The organism is Lysinibacillus sp. G4S2 (assembly GCF_030348505.1).
In the GTDB taxonomy this organism is placed as follows: domain Bacteria; phylum Bacillota; class Bacilli; order Bacillales_A; family Planococcaceae; genus Lysinibacillus.
Genome location: NZ_JAUCFJ010000002.1, coordinates 3,924,770 through 3,947,140, shown reverse-complemented (window position 1 = coordinate 3,947,140; position 22,371 = coordinate 3,924,770). Strand labels below are relative to the sequence as shown.

Annotated in this window: 24 protein-coding genes and 1 pseudogene; 16 read left to right on the top strand and 9 right to left on the bottom strand. The window is 36.1% G+C overall.

What is annotated here, in order from left to right; translation table 11 throughout:
* Nucleotides 1-204 precede the first annotated feature (204 nt).
* Entirely contained in the window at nt 205-582 is a 378-nt protein-coding gene (locus QUF91_RS20105) for an SET domain-containing protein (protein ID WP_285395941.1), read from the top strand.
* A 392-nt stretch (nt 583-974) separates the two neighbouring features.
* Here the strand turns inward: QUF91_RS20105 and QUF91_RS20100 are convergent, their stop codons facing one another.
* A complete protein-coding gene (locus QUF91_RS20100; protein WP_285395939.1) occupies nt 975-1,919 on the bottom strand; it encodes a tetratricopeptide repeat protein in 945 nt (314 codons plus the stop codon).
* Nucleotides 1,920-2,365: 446 nt separating this feature from the next.
* Here QUF91_RS20100 and QUF91_RS20095 point away from each other — a divergent pair, with 446 nt between their 5' ends.
* Nucleotides 2,366-2,653 (top strand): hypothetical protein, encoded by a 288-nt coding sequence (locus QUF91_RS20095; RefSeq protein WP_289419143.1) that lies wholly within the window; start codon nt 2,366-2,368, stop codon nt 2,651-2,653.
* Between the two features lie 93 nt (nt 2,654-2,746).
* Here QUF91_RS20095 and QUF91_RS20090 read toward each other — a convergent pair whose 3' ends face one another.
* Genes QUF91_RS20090 through fdhF form a run of 3 tightly spaced genes read right to left on the bottom strand, consistent with a single transcriptional unit; the run spans nt 2,747 to nt 7,220 of the window.
* A complete protein-coding gene (locus tag QUF91_RS20090) occupies nt 2,747-3,790 on the bottom strand; it encodes an Mrp/NBP35 family ATP-binding protein (protein WP_285395937.1) in 1,044 nt (347 codons plus the stop codon).
* A 15-nt stretch (nt 3,791-3,805) separates the two neighbouring features.
* Nucleotides 3,806-4,282: a helical membrane plugin domain-containing protein gene (locus tag QUF91_RS20085; protein WP_285395936.1), complete on the bottom strand. Its 477-nt coding sequence runs from the start codon at nt 4,280-4,282 to the stop codon at nt 3,806-3,808.
* A 4-nt stretch (nt 4,283-4,286) separates the two neighbouring features.
* Nucleotides 4,287-7,220, bottom strand: a complete 2,934-nt coding sequence (gene fdhF / locus QUF91_RS20080; RefSeq protein ID WP_285395935.1) for a formate dehydrogenase subunit alpha — start codon at nt 7,218-7,220, stop codon at nt 4,287-4,289.
* 604 nt (nt 7,221-7,824) lie between these two features.
* On the opposite strand from fdhF, the gene QUF91_RS20075 reads away from it, so the two are divergent.
* The 4 genes from QUF91_RS20075 to moaA all read left to right on the top strand — a co-directional run bounded on the left by QUF91_RS20075 (nt 7,825) and on the right by moaA (nt 10,188).
* Nucleotides 7,825-8,172: a Na-translocating system protein MpsC family protein gene (locus QUF91_RS20075; RefSeq protein ID WP_285395934.1), complete on the top strand. Its 348-nt coding sequence runs from the start codon at nt 7,825-7,827 to the stop codon at nt 8,170-8,172.
* Between the two features lie 12 nt (nt 8,173-8,184).
* Nucleotides 8,185-8,991, top strand: a complete 807-nt coding sequence (gene fdhD, locus QUF91_RS20070) for a formate dehydrogenase accessory sulfurtransferase FdhD (RefSeq protein ID WP_285395933.1) — start codon at nt 8,185-8,187, stop codon at nt 8,989-8,991.
* 64 nt (nt 8,992-9,055) lie between these two features.
* On the top strand, nt 9,056-9,208 hold the full coding sequence (locus tag QUF91_RS20065) for a hypothetical protein (protein WP_289419142.1): 153 nt from the start codon (nt 9,056-9,058) through the stop codon (nt 9,206-9,208).
* Nucleotides 9,172-10,188, top strand: coding sequence for a GTP 3',8-cyclase MoaA (gene moaA, locus QUF91_RS20060; RefSeq protein ID WP_289420108.1), 1,017 nt, complete (start codon nt 9,172-9,174; stop codon nt 10,186-10,188). Before QUF91_RS20065 ends, moaA begins: the two co-directional genes overlap by 37 nt.
* 310 nt (nt 10,189-10,498) lie before the next feature.
* On the opposite strand, the gene moaC is transcribed toward moaA, so the two are convergent.
* From moaC to QUF91_RS20045, 3 genes are read right to left on the bottom strand one after another with little or no spacing between them, the layout of a single operon-like run.
* Nucleotides 10,499-10,981 carry a cyclic pyranopterin monophosphate synthase MoaC gene (gene moaC / locus QUF91_RS20055; RefSeq protein ID WP_289419141.1) on the bottom strand — a complete coding sequence of 161 codons (483 nt, stop codon included), beginning with the start codon at nt 10,979-10,981 and terminating at the stop codon, nt 10,499-10,501.
* Nucleotides 10,974-11,564 carry a molybdenum cofactor guanylyltransferase gene (locus QUF91_RS20050; protein WP_289419140.1) on the bottom strand — a complete coding sequence of 197 codons (591 nt, stop codon included), beginning with the start codon at nt 11,562-11,564 and terminating at the stop codon, nt 10,974-10,976. Before QUF91_RS20050 ends, moaC begins: the two co-directional genes overlap by 8 nt.
* Nucleotides 11,561-12,055, bottom strand: a complete 495-nt coding sequence (locus tag QUF91_RS20045) for a MogA/MoaB family molybdenum cofactor biosynthesis protein (protein WP_289419139.1) — start codon at nt 12,053-12,055, stop codon at nt 11,561-11,563. Before QUF91_RS20045 ends, QUF91_RS20050 begins: the two co-directional genes overlap by 4 nt.
* 119 nt (nt 12,056-12,174) lie before the next feature.
* Here QUF91_RS20045 and QUF91_RS20040 point away from each other — a divergent pair, with 119 nt between their 5' ends.
* From QUF91_RS20040 to QUF91_RS20015, 6 genes are all read left to right on the top strand, one after another.
* Nucleotides 12,175-13,191, top strand: a complete 1,017-nt coding sequence (locus QUF91_RS20040) for a thiazole biosynthesis adenylyltransferase ThiF (protein WP_289419138.1) — start codon at nt 12,175-12,177, stop codon at nt 13,189-13,191.
* 13 nt (nt 13,192-13,204) lie between these two features.
* Complete coding sequence (locus QUF91_RS20035; RefSeq protein ID WP_289419137.1) at nt 13,205-14,497, top strand: molybdopterin molybdotransferase MoeA; 1,293 nt, start codon at nt 13,205-13,207, stop codon at nt 14,495-14,497.
* Nucleotides 14,464-14,988 carry a molybdopterin-guanine dinucleotide biosynthesis protein B gene (gene mobB, locus QUF91_RS20030; RefSeq protein WP_285395926.1) on the top strand — a complete coding sequence of 175 codons (525 nt, stop codon included), beginning with the start codon at nt 14,464-14,466 and terminating at the stop codon, nt 14,986-14,988. The genes QUF91_RS20035 and mobB overlap by 34 nt, the downstream gene beginning before the upstream one ends.
* 180 nt (nt 14,989-15,168) lie before the next feature.
* Complete coding sequence (locus QUF91_RS20025) at nt 15,169-15,648, top strand: molybdenum cofactor biosynthesis protein MoaE (RefSeq protein ID WP_285395925.1); 480 nt, start codon at nt 15,169-15,171, stop codon at nt 15,646-15,648.
* Nucleotides 15,641-15,874 carry a molybdopterin converting factor subunit 1 gene (moaD, locus tag QUF91_RS20020; protein ID WP_285395924.1) on the top strand — a complete coding sequence of 78 codons (234 nt, stop codon included), beginning with the start codon at nt 15,641-15,643 and terminating at the stop codon, nt 15,872-15,874. The genes QUF91_RS20025 and moaD overlap by 8 nt, the downstream gene beginning before the upstream one ends.
* Nucleotides 15,875-16,079: 205 nt before the next feature.
* Nucleotides 16,080-16,385, top strand: a complete 306-nt coding sequence (locus QUF91_RS20015; protein WP_285395923.1) for a hypothetical protein — start codon at nt 16,080-16,082, stop codon at nt 16,383-16,385.
* 112 nt (nt 16,386-16,497) lie between these two features.
* On the opposite strand, the gene modB is transcribed toward QUF91_RS20015, so the two are convergent.
* Together modB and modA are read right to left on the bottom strand one after the other, a co-directional pair.
* On the bottom strand, nt 16,498-17,154 hold the full coding sequence (gene modB, locus QUF91_RS20010) for a molybdate ABC transporter permease subunit (RefSeq protein WP_285395922.1): 657 nt from the start codon (nt 17,152-17,154) through the stop codon (nt 16,498-16,500).
* Between the two features lie 3 nt (nt 17,155-17,157).
* Complete coding sequence (gene modA, locus QUF91_RS20005) at nt 17,158-17,943, bottom strand: molybdate ABC transporter substrate-binding protein (protein WP_285395921.1); 786 nt, start codon at nt 17,941-17,943, stop codon at nt 17,158-17,160.
* A gap of 163 nt (nt 17,944-18,106) precedes the next feature.
* Between modA and QUF91_RS20000 the strand changes: the two genes are divergently transcribed.
* The 4 genes and pseudogenes from QUF91_RS20000 to QUF91_RS19985 form a co-directional block, all read left to right on the top strand.
* A complete protein-coding gene (locus tag QUF91_RS20000; protein WP_285395920.1) occupies nt 18,107-19,030 on the top strand; it encodes a helix-turn-helix transcriptional regulator in 924 nt (307 codons plus the stop codon).
* Between the two features lie 76 nt (nt 19,031-19,106).
* The gene (locus tag QUF91_RS19995) at nt 19,107-19,589 is read left to right on the top strand and encodes an NUDIX hydrolase (RefSeq protein WP_289419136.1); all 483 of its coding nucleotides are present in this window, start codon (nt 19,107-19,109) and stop codon (nt 19,587-19,589) included.
* Between the two features lie 649 nt (nt 19,590-20,238).
* Nucleotides 20,239-21,744: a hypothetical protein gene (locus QUF91_RS19990; RefSeq protein ID WP_289419135.1), complete on the top strand. Its 1,506-nt coding sequence runs from the start codon at nt 20,239-20,241 to the stop codon at nt 21,742-21,744.
* Nucleotides 21,745-21,972: 228 nt separating this feature from the next.
* A pseudogene (locus QUF91_RS19985) lies at nt 21,973-22,353 on the top strand (HTH domain-containing protein); the annotation flags it as partial.
* Nucleotides 22,354-22,371: the final 18 nt, after the last annotated feature.

The following is a 22,371-nucleotide window of genomic DNA, read 5'->3' as shown; positions in this document are numbered from 1 at the left end:
ACAAGGATAGAAAATGAAAAGACAAACGGCTCATCGTACGTCCCCCCAGCTGGAACGGAAATCAACTACACGTTATGGTGATAAGCCATTATTCTGTGACAATAAAGGTATTTAATTTAAAAAAATATTGTTTTTTTAGAGCCCAATGTTCAAATTAATGTTACAGTTAGAAAGAAAATTTTATTAATGAGTAGGAGAACAAACATGATTGAAGTAAAATCATCTCCATTAAGTAATGGAGAATTCAATAGAGGGGTATTTGCTACATGTGATATCCAAAAAGGAGAGCTTTTACATGAGGCACCTGTAATTTCTTATCCAAATGAGGAGCATCAATACATTGAGCAAACTTTGCTCGCTGATTACGCTTTTGAGTATGGGATAGGTCGTTCTGCTATCCTTCTTGGTTATGGAATGTTGTTTAATCATTCATATGAACCAAATGCAACATATGAGATTAATTTTAAAAATCACACATTTGACTTCTTTGCTTATAAAGATATAAAAGCTGGAGAAGAAATTCTAATCAATTATAATGGCGACGTTGATAACAAAGATCAACTATGGTTTAATGAGGAATAAATGCTATAGTGATGAGTCGACTATTCAATAAATAATTATCTTTATATTGAATCCAGTAAGCATTGTTGCAAAGCTTTCATATTATTAAAATTGCAAAACGCGAGAAAAAACGCTTTAAATCCTTTAGTAGGGTTTAAAGCGTTTTTTAGCATAGTACGTACAACTTAGACTATTCTAATGGCGACGCAGCTTGAAGTCGTTGAAGGGTTGCGTTTAATACGTACGGCAACTTCATGAATAGAGTAATCTAAGCTTCTATTTTTGAACGATCAGATATGGTGAAATTTATCATTACTTTGCAAAACGACGAAAATTTAAATCAAAATTTTGATTTCTATTCCAGGCTTAAGAGTATAACCAAAAATTTTAAAAAACTTCACCTGTGAAACCTTCTAATTTAACTCCTGAGCTCGTTTTCCCATAAATGCTTCGGCGAGCGGATAAAATGAAGTTAGGTCATCAGAATATAGTTCAATACCTTGAAGGAGTTCTTGAGTAGCTAGATTAATTTCTCTATCAGCTGACATTACTTGCTCTTTTGTAGGAAGCGGTAAATATTTCTGTTTTGATTCAGTAGAAGCGATGAAACTTTTGCATATTCCGTGTGCTAATAATTCTCTTAAACGATTTGCATCAAGATGCTCATAATGCTCCGCGGATAACATCACCTGATGCAAATGATGAATAGTATGTTGATAATCCTTAATGTCTATAAGAATATTGGCAATAGACAGGTGTGACTCAAATTGATTTGGATCGATAGCAATAGATTTTTCGAAGGCTGCCATTGCAAGTTCAGGTCTCGCACCAGTAATGTATAAATTACCTAGTTTATTCCATAATAACGCGTTGCTTGGTGAAGAAGAAATTAAATGTAAGAGGTGTTCTTCTCCATCTGTAGCATATTTTGGTGAAGTTCCATCAAAAAGTTGCATTTCACCAAATTGAACAAGAGTATTTTCGTTATCGGGTGCCAATAGAGCTGCAATGCTAAACATATATAGCTCTGATGACTCTTCCCACTGTCCAGCAGTATTGCAATGCTTACAACGGAAATACCCAGTGTACTGTTGTTCTGGTTTCTGTACATTTTGGTTATTTGTAGGAACATTAATGAGCATGGTTCCAATATTATATTTGCCTGATTGGTTACAGCTTTTACAAGTCATCATGATTTCATTTTTTTCATGCTGAGTCATTACTTTTTTTAAATTATCGACGATTGACTTTACATATGTCCCGCCTAAATTCTTGAACGTAGGGGATGATGGGATTTCAGTGATTTCTTGATTTGTTAATGCTTGAATTAACATTGGGTTAATTTGTTTTCCAGCCATGTAATTACTCCTTCTATTAAAAGTCTATAACCTTTTTATTATAACTCAACTTTCGTAGTAAAAAAATCCTTATTAACACTTCATATTATTAGCTATTTTGATATTCAAAAATCTATTTGACTTTTTGACATAACAATAAAACTTTCATGAGTTTTCGGACTCCTAACCCAATGATGAAAAGTTTTTTACATAAGTACTCGCTCTTTAAATAGTTTCTTCCAATAAATGATCATAAGTGTTCATCGTAGTCATACTATAAGAACGTATTTGATCGATTATAAAGGGGATACAAACTATTATTCATTATGTGAGCATCTTACATATTGAATAGGTATAAAGCTTATTATTTTATCAACCCAAAACAAAATATTTAAGAAACGAAAGCTTATAAAAAGAGTTATAATATAATAGGAAGAAACTCAATATAAAGAGAGATGGATTTTACAATGAACGAACAATTAGAAGATTGGATTACGCGTTTTCAAAAGGACAAAGATATAGAAGCCCTCGCAAACTTAAAGGACTATTGCTACTATATGATTGAACCTTTAATTGAGGAATTTACAGAGAAATACGGTGAAGATGCTGGAGAATTATTGCGTTTAAAATGGGATAAGCGTTTTTATTTTATTTTTACAAAGTATCAATTAAATGTTGGGCTACCTTTAGATTCTTTCGTTAAAAATACGTATCGTTTTTATTTTATGCAGGTTTTAAAAAAGGCTGGTTATTGAACTAAATAGTAGGGGAGTGTTTCGTCAGAACCTTACTACACTAAAATAACCCTTGTCTCGTGTAAGAACGAGGCAAGGGTTTTTATTGTTTTATTAAAAAATAATATCTTCTGCAAGGTGTGTAAATACTTCTCCGATAATAGAGTCTTCGTCGTATACGGAAGAACCTGTATTTTCCTCAGGTTGCGCAAATGGAACTTGAGCAATGATACTTGTTTGAAGCTCATCTGCCAATTTTTCGGCGCCACCTTGACCGAATAGATAGTTCTTTTCACCATTCGCATTTTCAAAGTAAGCCATGTTTTCAACAACACCAAGAATCGAGTGTTTCGTATGTTGAGCCATTAGACCTGCACGAGAAGCAACATGGGAAGCTGCAAGGTGCGGTGTTGTGACAATAATTTCTTGTGCTTGTGGAATCATTGCCGCCATATCAATGGCTACATCTCCTGTACCAGGTGGTAAATCTATAAGGAGATAATCTAGTTCATCCCAATGTGTATTGACAAGGAAGTTGCGAATCCATTTGTTCAGCATTGGACCACGCCACATAACAGGCTGGTTTTCGTTTGTGAAAAAGCCCATCGACATGATTTTTACACCATGACTAACAACAGGAATAGCTGTTTGGTCAAGCATCGTTGGTTTTTGATGAATCTTCATCATGGCAGGAATACTAAATCCATATATGTCGGCGTCTAAAATACCTACACGTTTGCCAAGACGGGCAAGGGATACTGCTAAGTTAATCGTCACAGTAGACTTACCGACGCCCCCTTTACCACTAGTAACTGCAATAAATTTGACACCAGAATCGGGTAGAAGCATTTTAGGCATACCTTTATCCGTAGCATTTTGTGATTTTAAAGAAGCTGTTAAACTACGACGTTCGTCATCTGTCATAGCACCAAATGTGATGGAGACTTTTGATGCACCGATAGCTTTTAACGCTTCTTCAACATCTTGTTGAATTTTAGCTTTTAAAGGACAACCTTGAATAGTCAAGACAATATCAAGTGAGATATCCGTACCGTTAACTTGAATATTACGTACCATATTCAAGTCAACGATGCTTTTATGAAGCTCTGGGTCATCAATTTTCTGCAAAGTTTTTAAAATGTGCTCGTTCGTTAGCATAAAGAAACCATCCTCCTATTTTAGGCCTTTGCCAAGCCCTTTTAAGAAGTGAACGCCAAAATTTACAGCACGATTAACATCAGGATCGTTTAACATTTTTAACAACTTGAAGGCACTAACTTTTTCATCAGATTCAACGGCTTTGTTCGCTTCATCTAAGCCAACATTTAAGCTTTCAATAAGCTTTGTTGTTGTTTCTGGATTCAGTTCGGTTAATGCGCCCGCAACACCCATTAAGTTGTTGATGATATTTGTAACAGGCTTGCGAGTTAATTGACCAAGTGCAATATGGGCAACATCTTCTTTTGCTTCAAGTAGTTTCGTAGCTGCTTCTAGTGCTCCAATATCATTTAATTCTGCCATGATCGTAAAGACCTGGTTAACCATTTCTTCATTCTCAGAAAGAAGTTCCTTTAAATTCTCTAACTTTTCTTCCTTTAGTTGTTCTTCTGTTTTTTGCGCTTTTTGAATTGTCGTAATTGGTGCAGCCATGAAATCACTCCCTTTCGTTAGTTGTTAAGTGAACGTAGCCAGGACGATTCCATTTACGTTGTACCTCAACACCATTTTGTGGATGACGTTTTTTATAACGCGGGTTTGTTCTAGGAAGTGGCGATTTTCCTTTTTGTTTCAATACTTCAACGCGTACTTTTGTTTGTTTATACGCCGGTGTCGATGTATTGATGTCTCCAGCTTGACCCGTTAAGAAATTAATCGCTGAATCTTTGCTAACAGAGTTCATTGGTAAGAATAGTTCATTTCCTTGTACGCGATCTGTCACTAGGGCATTTAATTTTAATGCACCCTGAGGAGACACTAAACGAAGAAGAGCTCCATCTTCAATGCCGCGTTCTTTTGCAAGTTCAGGTGATACTTCAACAAAAATTTCAGGTACTTTCGATTGAATACCTTTTGATTTATTTGTCATATTACCTTCATGGAAGTGTTCAAGCATACGACCGTTGTTAATATGGCAATCATATTGCGCTTCATATTCAACCGGTCTGATCCAATCATTTAAAGCAAAACGAGCTTTTTTGTCAGGGAAGTTAAAGCCATCCTCATATAGTAAAGGTGTGTCTTTACCATCATGGCTACCCCAACAGAAGCTACCCCAATTTTCTAATACATCATAGTTCGCTTGCGAGAAGAATGGAGCAAGACTAGCCATTTCAGCAAAGATTTCACTTGGGTGACTGTAATTCCAGTCAGCACCTAGGCGACGTGCTACTAATTGAAGGATTTCCCAATCGGCTTTTGATTCACCTAGTGTTGGTAATACTTGATATAGTCGTTGTACACGACGCTCTGTATTCGTGAAAGTACCTTCTTTTTCAAGAGAAGGTGCTGCTGGTAAAATAACATCCGCATATTGTGCTGTACGTGAAAGGAAGCAATCTTGTACAACAAAGAAGTCTAATTGTGAAAGTACTTTATCTACATGGTTAGCATCGCAATCTACAAGTGCCATATCTTCGCCAACTAAATACATTGCTTTCATTTTACCTTCCATGATAGCATCTAACATTGCCATATTCGTACGACCTGGTTCAGGTTTAATTTTCACACCATATGCTTCTTCAAATTTCTTACGTGCTTCGTCGTCTATTACTTTTTGATTACCTGGTAATAGATTTGGTAGTGTCCCCATATCACAAGCACCTTGAACATTGTTGTGACCACGAAGAGGGTAGGCACCTGCACCTGGACGACGATAGTTACCAGTAGCTAGAAGTAGGTTAGAAATTGCAGCTGATGTATAGGAGCCACCTGTATTTTGTGTAACACCCATACCCCAAAGTACACATGTACCGTCAGCATCACGAATCATTTCAGCAACATTTATCAACGTTTCTTTTGAAATGCCCGTTTCTTTTTCTGCATATTCTAGTGTGTATGTTTCAAGTACATCTTTAAAATCATCAAAGAAGTGCACGTTCTCTTTAATGAAGGCTTCATCATGCCAACCTTGATCGATCATATATTTTGTAACGGCCATTAACCATACTTGGTCTGTTCCTTGTTTTGGGCGCATGAAAATATCAGAACGCTCAGCCATTTCATGTTTACGAACGTCGGCAACAATTAATTTTTGACCGTGTAACTTATGGGCACGTTTTACACGAGTAGCTAAAACAGGGTGACCTTCTGCAGGGTTTGCCCCAACAATAATAACAAGGCCAGCTTTTGCGATATCTTTGATCGTTCCAGCGTCGCCACCTATACCAACTGTGCGTAGTAGGCCATCTGTAGCTGGAGATTGACAATAGCGTGAGCAGTTATCAACGTCGTTTGTTTCGAATAATTGACGTGCCATTTTTTGAATTAAGTAGTTTTCTTCGTTTGTAATTTTTGAAGAAGAAATAAAGCCGACAGAACCAGAACCGTGTTCTTTTTGAATGCCACCTAGTTTAGTAACAATTAAGTCAAGAGCTTCATCCCATGAAGATTCAACAAATGCATCATTTTTACGAATTAATGGTTTTGTAATTCGTTCTTCAGAGTTGATGAAGTCCCAACCGAATTTTCCTTTTACACAAGTAGAAATAGCATTTACAGGACCTTCAGAAGGTTGCACTTTTAAAATTTTGCGGTCTTTTGTCCAAACTTCGAACGAACAACCTACTCCACAGAAAGTACAAACTGTTTTTGTTTTCTTCGTACGTTTACTACGCATAGCAGCTTCGACTTCAGAAACAGCAAAGATACCGCTATAGCCAGGCTCGACTTCTTTAATTAAACTAATCATCGGATCTAATGTTTCTTGCTTAAGCCCAGTCATAAAACCAGCTTCACCAAGCATTGATTTTTCCATTAATGCATTACATGGACAAACGGTAACACATTGCCCACAGCCTACACATGAAGAATCGTTAATGGCAACGCCTTCATCCCAAATTACTTTTGGTCTTTCAGCTTCCCAGTCAAGAGATAATGTTTCGTTAACTTGTAAGTTTTGACAAACCTCTACACATTGTCCACATGCGATACATTGGTTTGGATCGTATCGATAAAATGGGTGCGACATGTCTACTTCGTGAGGTTCAACTTTTGGTTGATAAGGATATTTTTGATGTTCAATTTCCATTAATTCTGCTGTGTTGTGTAATGTACAATTTCCGTTGTTATTATCACAAACTGTGCAGTACAGTAAATGATTTTCTAGTAAACGATCCATCGCTTCTGTTTGTGCAGCTTTCGCTTTATCAGAAGTAAGTTGGATATCCATGCCGTTTACTGCTTTTGTTGAACAAGAGCGAACTAATTGTCCATTCACTTCGACGATACATGTATCACAAGTTTCGATAGGATCAACAGACGGTACATGACAAATTTGTGGATGGGCGATGCCATTTTGATTAATGGTATCAAGTATTGTAGCTCCCTCTGCTACATCATACGGTACGCCATTAATGTTAATTTTAGTCAAGGTGATTTCCTCCTTTTGTTCTTAGATGACTTATATGACAACAGGTTAATACTTAGGATAAAACGGGAATAGAATTTTGAGTTGATGATTTTAGTTAAAGATGTCTTGTTATACTTCTATTTCCCGATTTATCAAATTTCTACACCATAGTAGATGAAGAATCCTTTATTACGAGGTGTCAGTGTTGTTATTGCTCAAAAAATAAAAAAAACCACCATGAAACGGCACGTATATTACATGCTGATTTGTCATGGTGGATAAAATTCTTAACAGGCCTTGCTAAAAACTCAATCTACTTTTATTTTTTATTCAATATAACAATAGAATTCAAATATTAAAACCCACTATGCGAATAGTTCAACTTCATTTGAAAAAACCATGACATAAGAATCGAAATACTTTAATTCCATTTGCGTTATCATTTATTATAGCCCTTTCAGTAAAAATGGACAATAATTATAATAAATTTTATCAATTGTGAATACTTATCAGCAGGTATTTTCTCTTTAATTTTTTGTCAAGTTGCTATATTATTAACAAACTGTAAGGGTGACCCCTATGACATAAGATATAAAAGTTTAATTACGTTGGGAGAAATATTAAAATGTCAAAAAAAGTGCATGAATTCAACGACATTATTCGAAAACTACGCAAAGATATATTTGGGAAAGGACCAGAGCGTATTCATACTGTTTTCGTCGAGAACATGGCTGTGTCAACTTTATATGGTAATATCACACCGACAGAAAAATTTATTGCGAGTACACCTGAAGGTTTAACAATGGTTCATGCTGCACGTACAAAGATGATTCAAGATTTGTATACTAAATCACCTCCGGAAGGCATGGAAGAATTGATGGGCAGTAAGTTACTCCATTTATTTTCAGATATCAAAATTGAAGAAGATTTTGCTATTTCTGTATTTGTTTTTGAAGATACTATTAGTGAATAAAGGGGATGCCAGATGGAAAAAGCAGTAGCAAGAGAAATAATACGCGTTGAAGGTAATCAAATCAAAGAAATGGAAGATATCGTTGTCACAGAATACGCTGTTACAGTGAAGATTAATCAGCAAGAATTTGTGACGATGGTTTGCACACCTGAGTATGTAGAAGAGATGGTTATTGGCTATTTGGCTTCTGAGCGAATTATACGTAATTACGAAGATATTGAAGAAATTTGGCACCAAGAAAAAGAAGGTTTTGTACACGTTAAAACAAAGCATGTGAATCCTTACTTTCAACAAATTCAAAATAAACGATACATTACATCTTGTTGTGGCATGAGTCGCCAAGGCTTTGTTTTTGCTAATGATGCATTAGTATCTAAAAAAATGGAAGGTATTCATGTGCGCATTACTCCAGATGATTGTTTTCGTTTAATGCGTGATATGCAAGATTCGGCTGACGTATTCAAACAAACGGGTGGTGTTCATAATGCTGCGCTTTGTGATGTGAATGGTATTGTATTAAGTCGAATGGATATTGGACGCCATAATGCTCTAGATAAAATTTATGGCTATTGCTTACGAAACAACATTAGCATGCAAGATAAAATTATCGTATTTAGCGGACGGATTTCCTCGGAAATTTTACTGAAAGTGTCGAAAATTGGCTGTGAAATTGTACTGTCTAAATCAGCTCCAACAGAATTAGCATTGCAATTGGCAGAGCAACTCGGTATTACGACGGTAGGTTTTATTCGTCAAAATTCACTTAACATCTATACACACAAAGAGCGCATTCAATTACCTACAAATGAATCACTTTAATTTATTTCGGTGAGGGTCCAAACATCCGCTGAAATAAATTAAAGCTTCCGGCAGATGTCACGGATTGTTTTCTGTAGCGAAAGCGCAGCGACAGCAACAAATGTTTATCTGTGCGAAAGCGCAGCGACAGCCACAATTACGCCAAGGCGAAATTGATCAAAATGAAAGGAGGAGAGTACAATTACTAATCTACAAGACCAACTACACAGACCATTAAGAGATTTAAGGATATCAGTGACAGACCGTTGTAATTTTCGTTGTCAATATTGCATGCCTGCAGAAGTATTTGGTCCAGATTATGCTTTTTTACCGTCCGATAAAGTATTGAGTTTTGAAGAAATCGAACGATTAGTAAAGATTTTCGTTTCATTAGGTGTGAAAAAAGTACGCATTACGGGTGGTGAGCCTTTACTACGTCGTGATTTGCCACAACTAATTGAACGTATTCACCGCATAGTTGGAGTAGAGGAAATTGCCTTAACAACTAATGGCACTTTATTGAAAAAATATGCAACTGATTTAGCAAAAGCAGGATTATCACGAGTATCTATTAGCCTTGATTCATTAAATGAGGAACGTTTTTTTGAGATGAATGGCCATCGAGGAAAAGTGACAACGGTACTAGAAGGTATCGAAAAAGCTGCAGAAGCGGGCTTACAAGTAAAGATCAATATGGTAGTTCAAAAAGGAAAAAATGAACAAGATATCGTTTCGATGGCACAATTTTTTAAAGAGAAACAGCATATTCTTCGTTATATTGAATATATGGATGTCGGTAATTCGAATGGTTGGCGGCTAGATGACGTTGTGTCGAAGAAAGAAATCGTTGACCAAGTTCATCAATTTTCTCCTTTGCTTCCTGTTGACCCAAATTATAAAGGGGAAGTAGCGACGCGTTATCAATATCAAGATGCTCAGGGCGAAATTGGTGTGATATCATCTGTAACCGATTCTTTTTGCTCAACCTGTTCGCGTGCTCGTATTTCTGCAGAAGGAAAACTATATACTTGTTTATTCGCAACAGAGGGTACGAACCTACGAGAATTATTAAGGTCAGGAGTAGATGATGAAGCCATCACCCAATGCATTTCAACTATTTGGGAAAATAGAAAAGATCGCTATTCGGATGAACGAAATGAACAGACAATGAAAAAAAGAAAAAACTCAAAAATTGAAATGTCACACATCGGTGGTTAGACGCAATAGAGAGGAATTACTTTGGGTTGGCTATGTAAAAAAACAGAAAAAAATCGGCATAAAAATGCCGGATTTTATCTTCATTCAGCAGAAAACTCCCGCCTTAGAATGTGGTGATATGGATGCGTATGAGTTCCTTTTCAGTGGGTGTCCAAGTACCTGTACCTGTCGCTACGCTTTCGGTACAAAAGACACCTGCTGAATGAAGATAAAGCCTCCGGCGGGTGTCACGGATTTTCAAAGGAATGAATTGTGCATGCACAATTCAAAATCCGGACGCAATTACGCCAAGGCGAAATTGATTTGATGTTTATTTATGCACAAAGGTGCCACTTTTTCCGCCTGTTTTTTCAACAAGGTATGTTTCTTTAATGACCATAGATTTGTCAACGGCTTTACACATATCATAAAAAGTCAGTGCGGCAATGGATACAGCAGTTAGTGCTTCCATTTCGACACCTGTTTTACCACTACATTTCACAGTAGCTTGAATGTGTAGCTCGTAACCAACCTTTGCTTTTATATAGTCAAATTGAAGATCTGTCCCTTGTAACATAATCGGATGGCACATTGGGATAATATCGGCAGTTTTTTTAGCACCCATAATCCCAGCAATTTGTGCTACATGTGTAGGGTCGCCTTTTTTAATGACTCCTTGTTGGATAGCTTGATAGACTTCATCGGATAAAGTGATCGTACTACGAGCGATGGCTGTGCGATTTGTGCTTGTTTTTTCTGAAATGTCGACCATTTTAGGACGACCTTCTTCGTTCCAGTGTGTAAAATTACTCATTATTAGATTTCCTTTCAAATGTTTGTAGCCAATCTTGTTGCGAGTTGATATTGATAAATGTTGAGCTTTCGTCATCAAATGGAACATAACATACTTGAAGCTGCTCTAACAAGGCTTTCATACTTCTCTTGTTTTGTTGGACTAATTGATTTGCTTTTGGTAAAGCACGACGTCGATATAAAGCAGCAAGAGGTTGTAATCTCGATCCTTGTTTAGGAACGATGGCATCATAACGATCATCGATAAATGTGAGCATCGTTTGGACGAATTCTGCATTGATAAAAGGCATATCACTAGCTATTACAAAAAACCACTCAACATCTGGGAAATTAGTCATAATATTATGCAAGGCAAACAGAGGTCCTTGATGAGGCTGTTTTTCGATGATCCATTGGACATTTTCTTCTACAAACTTCGATTGCAAGCTAGCATTAGTAGCAATAATCAAAGGCTGTAGTTGATTTTTTTGTAAGGCTATGAGACTGTGCTTATACAAAGGTAGACCAGCAAACAATTCAAACATTTTCGGTTGACCATACCGGGAAGATTGACCACCTGCTAAGACAACACCAGCCATTTTCATACGCGATTCAACTCGCCGACGAAATGTTGAACAGTAGGAAGAATCAGTTTTGTCATGGCAAGTGTCACGGCATTTGTGGAGCCTGGCAACACATAGATAGCCGTTTTATTGCGACTACCTGCAGTAGCACGACTAAACATGGCTTTTGGTCCGATTTCTTCATAGCTTAGTGTTCGAAACAATTCACCAAATCCCATCATTTCTTTTTCAAAAAGAGGAAGAATCGTGTCATAAGTTTGGTCTCTTGGTGTAAATCCTGTTCCACCTGTTACGATAATTGTATTGATAGTGTGATCAACGCACCATTTTTCCACATGTTTTGAGATTTCGAGTGGTTCATCCTTTGTCATTTGGTAGTCTGCTAAATCGAATGAAGCCTCTTGAAGTAACGATTGAATACGCTGACCACCGTGATCATCCGCCTTTGTGCGTGTATCACTCACAGTTAAAATGGCAGCTCGTATTGGAAGTTGACTATGTGTGGGGTGCAAGATAAAGGACCTCCTTTTATAGAGTTGATTTTGTTTTTGCTGAAAAACATTGCTTTTATTATAAAGCTATAAATGAAAAGGTCAAACTAAAATTCTTAGAAAGAAAGGCAAAAACGTTTATGCATAATAGATATTCTAGACAACAATTATTTAGCCCAATCGGAGAAAAAGGGCAGCAACTACTTAAACAAAAACATGTCCTGATGATAGGGGTTGGTGCTTTAGGTAGTGCTAGCGCAGAGGCTCTTGTGAGGGCAGGCGTCGGGAAGTTGACGATTATTGATCGTGATTATGTGGAGTGGAGTAATTTACAAAGACAGCAACTATATACCGAGCAAGATGCACAGGAAAAAGTCCCTAAAGTAATCGCTGCCAAAAAACGACTAAAAAGTATTAACTCAGAGGTGGAAATCAACGAATATATACTCGATGCAAGTACAGAGCAAATAATATCACTGCTTGTAGATGTAGATGTTATGGTGGATGCAACGGATAACTTTGATATTCGCTTTATGATGAACGACCTTGCACAAAAATATCAAATTCCATGGGTTTATGGTTCTTGTGTTGGTAGTTACGGTGCTACTTATACGATTGTGCCAGGTAAAACACCTTGTTTACATTGTTTGCTAGCTGCAATGCCCAACACAGGGATGACATGCGATACAGTTGGTATTATCAGTCCAACAGTTCAAATCGTAGCGGCGTATCAAGTAGCGGAGGTTTTCAAACTTTTAGTAGGCGATGAAGAATCCTTACGAAAAAGTTATTTAACTTTTGATGTTTGGCAAAATCAACACTATGAAATAAACGTGGACAAAATACGTAAAAGTGATTGTCCATCTTGTGGAAAAAACCCGACATATCCGTATTTGTCCTATGAAAATCAAACAAAATTAGATATTTTATGTGGTCGTGATGCCATTCAAATCCGTCCACCAAAACCGATTCACTATAATTTTGAGCAGCTTGCTGTCCAACTTCGTCCTTATGGAGATATTCAAAAAAATCACTACTTACTATCTTGCCAAGCGGAAGATTATCGACTGGTGATTTTCCAGGATGGTCGTGTTGTTATTCATGGTATACAAGATTTACAAAAAGCTAAAACCATTTATTATCGTTTACTCGGATAAAGGAGTGTTCCAAATGTTAGAGAAAAGAAAACCAATTGCTGTGGGTGAAGCTGTTCAACGTGTAATGGAGTTTGCATTCCAAGAAAAAATAGAGATTGTTTCACTATTGCAAGCACATGGACGATTTTTAGCAGAAGATATTGCTGCTGACCAAGATGTACCAGCATTTGATCGTTCACCTTATGATGGTTATGCTATTCGCTCGGTTGATAGTCAAGAAGCAAATTCTGAAAATCCAGTAACCTTTAAAGTAGTCGGAGAGATTGGCGCGGGCTATGTATTTGAGGACATAGTAGGTCATCAAGAAGCGGTGCGCATTATGACAGGAGCTCCTATCCCAAAAGGATGCGATGCAGTCGTTATGCTAGAATTAGCGCATACATTTGAAGAAGATAATCAAATGTATATGTCGATTAAACGCTCTTATGCAACAGGAACAAATATTTCATACCAAGGAGAGGACGTTCAAAAAGGTGCCATCCTTATTGAAAAAGGACAAGCTATCAATCCGGGTGTTGTCGCATTACTTGCTACTTTTGGTTATGATCAAGTACCTGTTTTTCGAAAACCAATCGTAGGCGTTATTGCAACAGGAAGTGAATTATTAGAACCAAGTGAATCTTTACAGCCAGGGAAAATTCGTAATAGTAATGCATACATGATCATGGCACAAATTGAACGTGCTGGGGCAACCTTCAAATATTTTGGTAAACTTACCGATGATCTAAATTTGTGTATTGATGTAGTTGAGAAAGCTCTACAGGAAGTAGACATATTGATTACAACAGGAGGGGTTTCAGTAGGTGATTATGATTACTTACCTGCCATTTATGAAGCCATTGATGCCAAAGTACTTTTTAATAAAGTAGCGATGCGACCAGGTAGTGTAACAACTGTTGCTGCTCGAAACGGTCAGTTATTATTTGGCCTTTCAGGTAATCCATCAGCTTGCTATGTTGGCTTTGAACTATTTACACGACCTATTATTCGAACAGCATTTGGTAATAAACAACCACATATACGCAGAGAGCAGGCTGTTTTAGGTGCAGACTTTAAAAAACCGAATCCGTTTACCCGTTTTGTACGTGCTAGTGCTTCTTACGAAAACGGTCAATTAGTTGCTGTTCCTTCTGGTTTTGATAAATCTAGTGCAGTTTCTTCTTTAGCAGAAGCCAATGCCTTTATTGTATTACCGGGCGGGTCACGCGGCTACGAAAAAGGCATGCAAGTAGCTGTCTTATTGTTAGAAGATTTGCAGGGAAGTGAGTGGCCATGGGGCAACATCGAAAAATCTTACAAATCGTAGGCTATCAAAATAGTGGGAAGACGACATTAATGGAACAACTCATTACACAAGCCACCACTGAAGGTTTTCGTGTAGGGACGATCAAGCACCATGGACATGGTGGTATTCCTATGATAGAAAGTTCGAAAGACAGTGTTCGTCATGAGAAGGCTGGCGCAAGTGTGACAGCAGTTGAAGGAGAAGGTACTTTGCGCATGAGTATTCACCAAAGTAACTGGCAACTTGCTGATATACTAGCTATTTATGAATCAATTAAAATGGATATCATTTTAATCGAGGGATATAAAAACGAACACTATTCGAAGGTTGTTCTTTTACGACAAGCAGAAGATCAATCTTTGCTACAAAAAGTAACCAATATCGTCTGTGTTCTTTATTGGCCAACCTACCCACTAGATAAACCATTAGACTATCCAACTTTTTCAATTCATGAAAAAGCACAATACATGAAATTTTTAACTTCTTTCATCAGAAGTCTCCCACCTTTATAGTGATGAGATAAATGTGGATTTAAGTTATTTTTCAACGGGGATCCATACACCTGCTGAAAGAAGTTAAAGCCTCCGGCGGATGTCACAGAATCGGAAAGGAGTTCTTTGTTCAAGCACAAAGCCGATTCCGGACGCAATTATGCCGAGGCATAATTGAATACATGAAATGAGGAGAAAATCATGACTACGTCGTTGTTTGAAATCATCGATAAACCAATTGATGTTGAGGAAGTTAGACAAAAAGTAACAGATCGAAACGCTGGAGCGATCACTGTTTTCATCGGAACAGTACGTGAAATGACGAAAGGAAAGAAAACATTACATTTGGAATATCAAGCCTATCCACCTATGGCCATTAAAATGTTTGAACAAATTTCCAAAGAAATACAAGAGCAATGGCCAGAAGCGCAAGTAGCCATTACACATCGTGTGGGTCATTTAGAAATTTCGGATATTGCCGTAGTCATTGCGGTTTCATCACCACATCGTAAAATGGCCTATGCAGCAAATGAATTTGCTATTGACCGTATTAAACAAATTGTGCCTATTTGGAAAAAAGAGCATTGGGAAGATGGCACCGAATGGATTGGTGATCAATTAGAAAATGTCCCTTATCCAAAAGGAAATCCATCAATCAATGAGGAGGAATTGTGTGATTAACATTTTATTGTTTGCTCACTTACAAGAAATCATCGGTGAGTCAAAATTATGTGTAGAGCTGGAAGACTGTACAGTTGGACAAATTAAAGAATGGATGGAAACTCAATATCCACAAGTTTCTTTACAACATGTTATGACAGCGGTCAATGAGGAATTTGCAACAGATTCAACGATTATAAAAAAAGGGGACACAATCGCCTTTATTCCACCAATTAGTGGAGGGTAAAAAGAAAAGTGTCGTTGGTATAGTTTTGTAAAAAAGATTAAATAAAGCTTAATGAAAATTATCTTTCTTCTATTTCTTAGGGGTAAAATAATTTTTTTGTCGGATATTCATGTTTATCTGACGATGGAGATTGTGAATTTTTGTAACGAAGCAGAATATGATGAAAGGATAGTAAAATAGTGATAAATGATCAAGGTGGGATTTTATGGCTGAAAAGATTTTATTTTTTATTTTAATGATTCCCATATATGGTTTGGTAATTTGGTCTTATTATGATCCTGAAGAAAGCTTATTGTTTGGGAAAAGATGGATGTATAAAGAGGAACCAGAGTTATCGAATGAAGTAATCCGTTATACTAAATTCGCATCAATGGTACTTATGATTGGATTACCCATCATTGTCATTAGTTTCCTCTTTGATATTTACTTTCTTAGATTTGCGCTAGTGCTAATCCCTTTAGTAGTGATATTAGGGGCGCTAAAAATATTCACAGATAAATATAATTCCTAAACTCACATTAAATAAGAGCATGTTTTGATCAATCTTTTTTCAAAACATGCTCTTAGATTTGTTCCCATATTAAGGGTAATATACAGTTGGTAGAGTTTAGTTCGTATATATTTTATGCTTTCAATAGATGAACGCTCAGAAGCATAAGGAATGAAATAACTATCATACAGATCACCCAAGACCAAGCGAGTGACATGTTCCCCGATTCAATCGCCATATAAATAGCTAGTGGCGTAGTTTGCGTTTTGCCTGGAAGGTTTCCTGCAAACATTAAAGTTGCACCGAATTCACCTAAAGCACGTGTGAAACTTAAAATCCCACCTGACACAATTGCTTTTAATGTAAGAGGGATTGAAACGAAGAAAAATACTTGCCATTCGTTAGCACCATCAACACGTGCAGCATTTTCGATGTCCGCATCAACTGCTTCAAAGCCAGTTTTTGCTGATTGATACATTAAAGGAAATGCCACAACAGTAGAGGCGATAACTGCCGCCCACCATGTGAACATAACGGGTTGGTTAAAAAGCCATGTAATCAAGCTACCAAACACGCTGTTTTTGCCAAAAATAATAATTAGAAGGAAACCTACTACAGTAGGAGGTAATACCAATGGTAAAAGTAGTACCGTTTCAAGAAATAATTTTCCTTTGAAATTGCGTTTCGCCATCCATTTACCAAGTAGAATACCTGCTACTATAACAATGATTCCAGACACAAATGCAATCTCAATAGAAAGTTTAAGAGGTGACCAGAAATCAGTACTCATTGATTAATGAGCTCCTTGAAAGCCGTATTTTTTAAATACCTTCATCGCTTCATCACTTTGTAAATAGTTATAAAAATCTTCCGCTTCTTTTACATGCTTACTATCTTTGATAACACCTACAGGATAAATAATAGGTGTATGTGTATCTCCTTTAGCTGTTGCAACGACATCGACTTTGTCTGAAACAAGGGCATCTGTTTTATAAACGATACCTGCATCAACATTTTCAGTTTCTGAATAAGTAAGTACTTGTCGTACGTCTTTTGTATACACAACTTTTGATTCTAGATCTTCCCAAAGTTTCATGTTTTTCAATGTTTCTACACCATACTTGCCAGCGGGCACCGTTTCGGGTGTACCAACGGCAATCTTATCAGCCTTCGTTAAGTCCTCAAAAGATTGAATCTGTTTTTCATTTTTCTTAGGAACGATTAAAACTAATTCATTAGCTAAAAGGTCAGTTCCTTGTTTATTGTCAATTAACCCTTTTTCTACTAGTCCATCAAACTTATCTTCTGCTGCTGAAAAGAAAAGATCTACAGGAGCACCTTGTAAAATTTGTTGTTGTAATGCTCCAGAGCCACCAAAGTTATAGGTGATTTTGATATTAGCATGTTCTTTTTCATAGTTTTTTTGAAGTTCTTCTAGTGAATCTTGTAAACTAGCTGCTGCGGAAATCGTTAATTCAACTTGTTCGTTTGTTTTCGTGTTGCTTCCTTGGCTACCACAACCTGCTAAAATGCCAACAAGTAGTAATAATGAGGCTAATAAACTGTAAAACTTTTTCACTTTAATTTTACTCCTTTTATAACTCGTTATAACAAGACATAACTAATTATAATGAGTTATGTCTAAAAAAGAAATACCAAGTCGTTTAAAACTTTCAAGATGTTAAAAAAACATAATTACGTTAGTATAGTAATCAATAGAAGCATAGGAGGAGATTTTTTACATGTCACATGAACATTCCTATACGATTGAAGAGGTTGCACAACTATTAAAAGTTTCGAAATTAACGATCTATGACTTGGTGAAAAAGGGAGATTTACCTGTTTTTCGTGTAGGTCGACAAATGCGAGTAGATAGAACAGATTTACAATTGTATATTCAAAAGAGCAAAACTGGAGCAACTCCTACTCCGTCTACTACATCTACTACTATTACGACAAAAAATAAAAAAATTATTATTAGTGGACAAGATTTAGTATTAGACTTATTAGGGAAATATATTGAGAAAAAGCAATCAAATAAAGTATTGCGCTCACATGAAGGTAGCTTTAATGGTGTCATGGCGATGTATAACGGAGAATGTGATATTGCTAGTTTACATTTGTACGACGGTGATACGGGGAACTATAATACGCCTTATTTGAAAAAGATTTTTGTGAGCCATTCTTATATTCTCATCAATCTGATTTCACGCCGAGCAGGCTTTTATGTTCAAAAAGGAAATCCATTGCAAATTCAATCATTTGAAGATTTTAAGACCAAATCACTAAAATTGATGAACCGTGAGAAAGGCTCAGGTGCTCGTACTTTATTAGATGAACAATTACGCATTCACCATATATCTTCATCCTCGATTGAAGGGTATAACGAAGAAGAAATGAGCCATATCGATGTGGCTTCTGCTGTGGCAAATGGGTATGCGGATATTGGAATAGGCATTGAAAAAATATCTAAACTCATAGAGGTTGATTTTATACCACTTATTAGAGAACGTTACGATATCGTCCTTTTAAAAACACTTGAAAATCAACAACTGATTGAATCAGTAAAAGAGATTTTAAATTCACCAGATTTCCAATCAGCAGTAGCTGCACTAGGTGATTATGACGTCACACAAATGGGACAAATCATATATGAAACACCTTAATAAAGAATGATACTAATCCTCTTTGTGTAAGAGAATATGTTTTCATGATTTTAAGATGGAGTGTAGGAGGTCGTTCATGGAAGTTTGGGATGTTTACGATAAGAATAGAAATAAAACAGGTAAAAGTCATGTACGTGGAGCTAAGTTAGCAGATGGTGATTATCATATAGTTGTACATGTATGGATAAGGAATAATAAGGGTGAAATTCTTTTAACGAAAAGACATCGGGATAAATCTCACCCTAATTTATGGGAATGTCCAGGAGGTTCTATTTTAGCTGGTGAAAGCAGTCTCGAGGGTGTTATAAGAGAAGTAAAAGAAGAAATCGGGATAAATTTATCTAGGTTGAACGGTAAAATGATAAAGAGTGAACGTAGGGATACGTACAATGATTTTTACGATGTATGGCTTTTTGACCAAAATTTTGAAATTACAGAAACAGTACTACAAGAAGATGAAGTGACTGATATTAAATGGGTAACAAAGTCTGAGCTTGAAAATATGTATAATTCAAAATATATAGTACCAACTCTTAAATATTTTAAATTAATCTTATAACCACTCCATGTCCATGATGATCTTAAATGTGAAGGATAGTGTGTATTTGAGTACTGTAAGTTAAGTCTTCCTATCTTTTGATACAAATAGAGAGCAGTGGCATATCGCATCATTTAAATCAGGATAAGTCTTGATTTGAAAAACTTTATTATATAAAGATAGGTTAGATGTATTAGGTAAATGGTAAATTATACGATTTGTTTAGAATTTGTTTAGAATGACATGGTAAGCTATAGATGTCAGGGCTAACAAACGAACACGCATAAACAAAAAATCCAGGGTCGCTATTAATTCGAGCCTGGATTTTTTATGTGAAGATAATTGTAATTACCTAATAATTAGGTTTATCATTGAGTGATAAAAGGATTTTTTATTACTAATTTGCCGGTATATTTCCATTTTAACTGATTGTATAAAAATGGTTAATCAACACAACTGATAATTTTTTAGAAAAAATAAAGTTTAGAGGTGCGATATAATGGATGGATATCAAACAAAAGTAGAAATGTCTTTTCTTTCTAATTCACAGAATTGAGCTTCAGGAAGCCCACTTCTTCAGAGGTGGGAGGAATGAAGTGCTTTTTTCTTTACAGAACATATGTTTTCGTTGTATATTGTGAATAATCAAAAAATAAAGGAGTGACGGGTAATGATGAAATCGAAAAAAGATTGTTTTATTATTGAACTCAAGTTACTTATAGATACATGGCAAAAGGATATCCTATTAAAACGTTTTGAAATTGCCCGTACACTCTATAATACGACTTTGTCTTATGCAGTAAAACAATATACTTTCATGCAGGAATCAAAACACTATCGAAAACAATTACGTTGCTACCAAAAAGCGAAAAAATCTAATGATACAAAAGAATTGAAGCAGACCGCAAAAGAATTAAATAACATTCGTCAATCTTTTGGATTAAGTGAAAATCAACTGCATGCGTATATTAAAAAGCATCAACATAACTATAAAAAACATATAGATAGCAATACTTCCCAGAAAATCGCCTCTACTGTCTGGAAAGCGGTTCAGGATGTTCTATTTAAAGGGAGCAAAGCACACTTTAAACGTTACGGAATGCTTCATTCTGTAGAAGGGAAATCTAATAAAGCAGGCATTCGATTTAAAGAGAATGTTGTCTATTGGAATGGATTAACCCTCCCTGTTCGTATTCGCAAACAAGATTTATTTGTAGAAGAATCCCTTGCTCTTCATACCATTAAATATTGTCGTCTAGTCAAAAAAGTGATTCGTGGAATTCATACTTTTTACGTACAACTCGTGATGGATGGGATTCCTCCTGCAAAGAGAATTCCATCTACAGGAGCCTTTCGCCATGCCTATCAAAAACAAAAACGAGTAGGTATTGACATTGGTCCTTCTACCATTGCAGTTGTTTCAGAAAAAACCGTTTTCATCCAACAACTTGCGCCAGAAGTACCTTTATTGGAGAAACAAAAAAGACGTTTATTACGCAAATTGGATAGAAGTCGTAGAAGTACCAATCCTAACAATTTCAACAAGGATGGTACTATTAAACATAGCGTCAAACTCCGTTGGACATATAGTAAAAACTATCAAAAAACAAAAAAACAAATAAAAGAATTATATAGAAAGAAAGCTTCCTACATCAAAGAAAAACATGGTGCGTTAGTCAATAAAATCTTGTCTCTTGGCGATGAGGTGTACATCGAAACCATGCATTTTAAAGGATTAGCAAAGCGTACAAAAGAAACCAAAACAAATATACAGGGTAAAATCCAATCCAAAAAGCGTTTTGGAAAAAGCATTGGGAATCATGCCCCTGCGATGCTAGTGGAAATCATCCATCAAAAATTAGGTTACACAAAGCAAACGATACAGAAAGTAAATACGATCACCTTTAGAGCCAGTCAGTATAACCATGTGACGGATCGTTATGAAAAGAAAAAACTCCATCAACGTTGGAGTCAAATTGGAAGTCATCTTGTACAACGAGATTTATATAGTGCGTTTTTACTGATGAATAGTGAACCAAATTTACAACAAACGAATCAAGACTTATGCAATAAAACGTTTACTACCTTTTTAGAGTTACACAATCAACATATAGAAGACTTGAGACAAGTAAAGAAAACATTCCCTCTTAGCATGGGAATCAAACAAATCAAGTGAGGGCTATTCCTCCGTAGGTAGAGCTACCTGCCTTCGTTAAAACTTATTGCCAACACAACATCGGTTGTGTAAATAAGAAAGTCTTATAGAACAGAAGATAAATCAAAGATGTTGTACACAGGACATGGCAACACCATCTGTGGAGAGCTTTGTAACGCTTCTCTTAAGTATATAAGAACCCCGCTGCTTTAGCAGTGGGAGTAGTCAGCAACTCAATCTGATTATCTTAGGAATCAATTTCAAGATTTAATTAAAATATTTAATTTAAACCATCAACAACTCTCTAAAATGTTTGATATATCCATAATTGAAATAGAAAATTTAATGAAGGGTTCAATTAACATTACAGACCAAAAATTTAAAGAGATTGAAAATAAATTAGTAATGTTTAATTTTGGTTTTGATGGTTTCGATGCTAAAGAAAGAGTAAGGGTAATATTGAATAGTTTGTTAACGGAATACGAGTTAACGACAGAAAGCTTATCCCAAATTATTAAAGTAGATGAAAAAGAGCTAATAGATTTTAGTAAAGAACGATTATTAGAGAATAGTATAGAAATAAAGGTATGTATGAATATCATAATGCTTAATTTTATTTTACATAAATAAATTTCAGAACCAGTTTTT

What these genes read in the sequence shown, in the direction of transcription:
- QUF91_RS20105 (WP_285395941.1), top strand. Translation starts at nt 205, where the DNA reads ATGATTGAAGTAAAATCATCTCCATTAAGTAATGGAGAATTCAATAGA.
- QUF91_RS20100 (WP_285395939.1), bottom strand. Translation starts at nt 1,919, where the DNA reads ATGGCTGGAAAACAAATTAACCCAATGTTAATTCAAGCATTAACAAAT.
- QUF91_RS20095 (WP_289419143.1), top strand. Translation starts at nt 2,366, where the DNA reads ATGAACGAACAATTAGAAGATTGGATTACGCGTTTTCAAAAGGACAAA.
- QUF91_RS20090 (WP_285395937.1), bottom strand. Translation starts at nt 3,790, where the DNA reads ATGCTAACGAACGAGCACATTTTAAAAACTTTGCAGAAAATTGATGAC.
- QUF91_RS20085 (WP_285395936.1), bottom strand. Translation starts at nt 4,282, where the DNA reads ATGGCTGCACCAATTACGACAATTCAAAAAGCGCAAAAAACAGAAGAA.
- QUF91_RS20075 (WP_285395934.1), top strand. Translation starts at nt 7,825, where the DNA reads ATGTCAAAAAAAGTGCATGAATTCAACGACATTATTCGAAAACTACGC.
- fdhD (WP_285395933.1), top strand. Translation starts at nt 8,185, where the DNA reads ATGGAAAAAGCAGTAGCAAGAGAAATAATACGCGTTGAAGGTAATCAA.
- moaC (WP_289419141.1), bottom strand. Translation starts at nt 10,981, where the DNA reads ATGAGTAATTTTACACACTGGAACGAAGAAGGTCGTCCTAAAATGGTC.
- QUF91_RS20050 (WP_289419140.1), bottom strand. Translation starts at nt 11,564, where the DNA reads ATGAAAATGGCTGGTGTTGTCTTAGCAGGTGGTCAATCTTCCCGGTAT.
- QUF91_RS20040 (WP_289419138.1), top strand. Translation starts at nt 12,175, where the DNA reads ATGCATAATAGATATTCTAGACAACAATTATTTAGCCCAATCGGAGAA.
- QUF91_RS20035 (WP_289419137.1), top strand. Translation starts at nt 13,205, where the DNA reads ATGTTAGAGAAAAGAAAACCAATTGCTGTGGGTGAAGCTGTTCAACGT.
- mobB (WP_285395926.1), top strand. Translation starts at nt 14,464, where the DNA reads ATGGGGCAACATCGAAAAATCTTACAAATCGTAGGCTATCAAAATAGT.
- QUF91_RS20025 (WP_285395925.1), top strand. Translation starts at nt 15,169, where the DNA reads ATGACTACGTCGTTGTTTGAAATCATCGATAAACCAATTGATGTTGAG.
- QUF91_RS20015 (WP_285395923.1), top strand. Translation starts at nt 16,080, where the DNA reads ATGGCTGAAAAGATTTTATTTTTTATTTTAATGATTCCCATATATGGT.
- modB (WP_285395922.1), bottom strand. Translation starts at nt 17,154, where the DNA reads ATGAGTACTGATTTCTGGTCACCTCTTAAACTTTCTATTGAGATTGCA.
- QUF91_RS20000 (WP_285395920.1), top strand. Translation starts at nt 18,107, where the DNA reads ATGTCACATGAACATTCCTATACGATTGAAGAGGTTGCACAACTATTA.
- QUF91_RS19995 (WP_289419136.1), top strand. Translation starts at nt 19,107, where the DNA reads ATGGAAGTTTGGGATGTTTACGATAAGAATAGAAATAAAACAGGTAAA.
- QUF91_RS19990 (WP_289419135.1), top strand. Translation starts at nt 20,239, where the DNA reads ATGATGAAATCGAAAAAAGATTGTTTTATTATTGAACTCAAGTTACTT.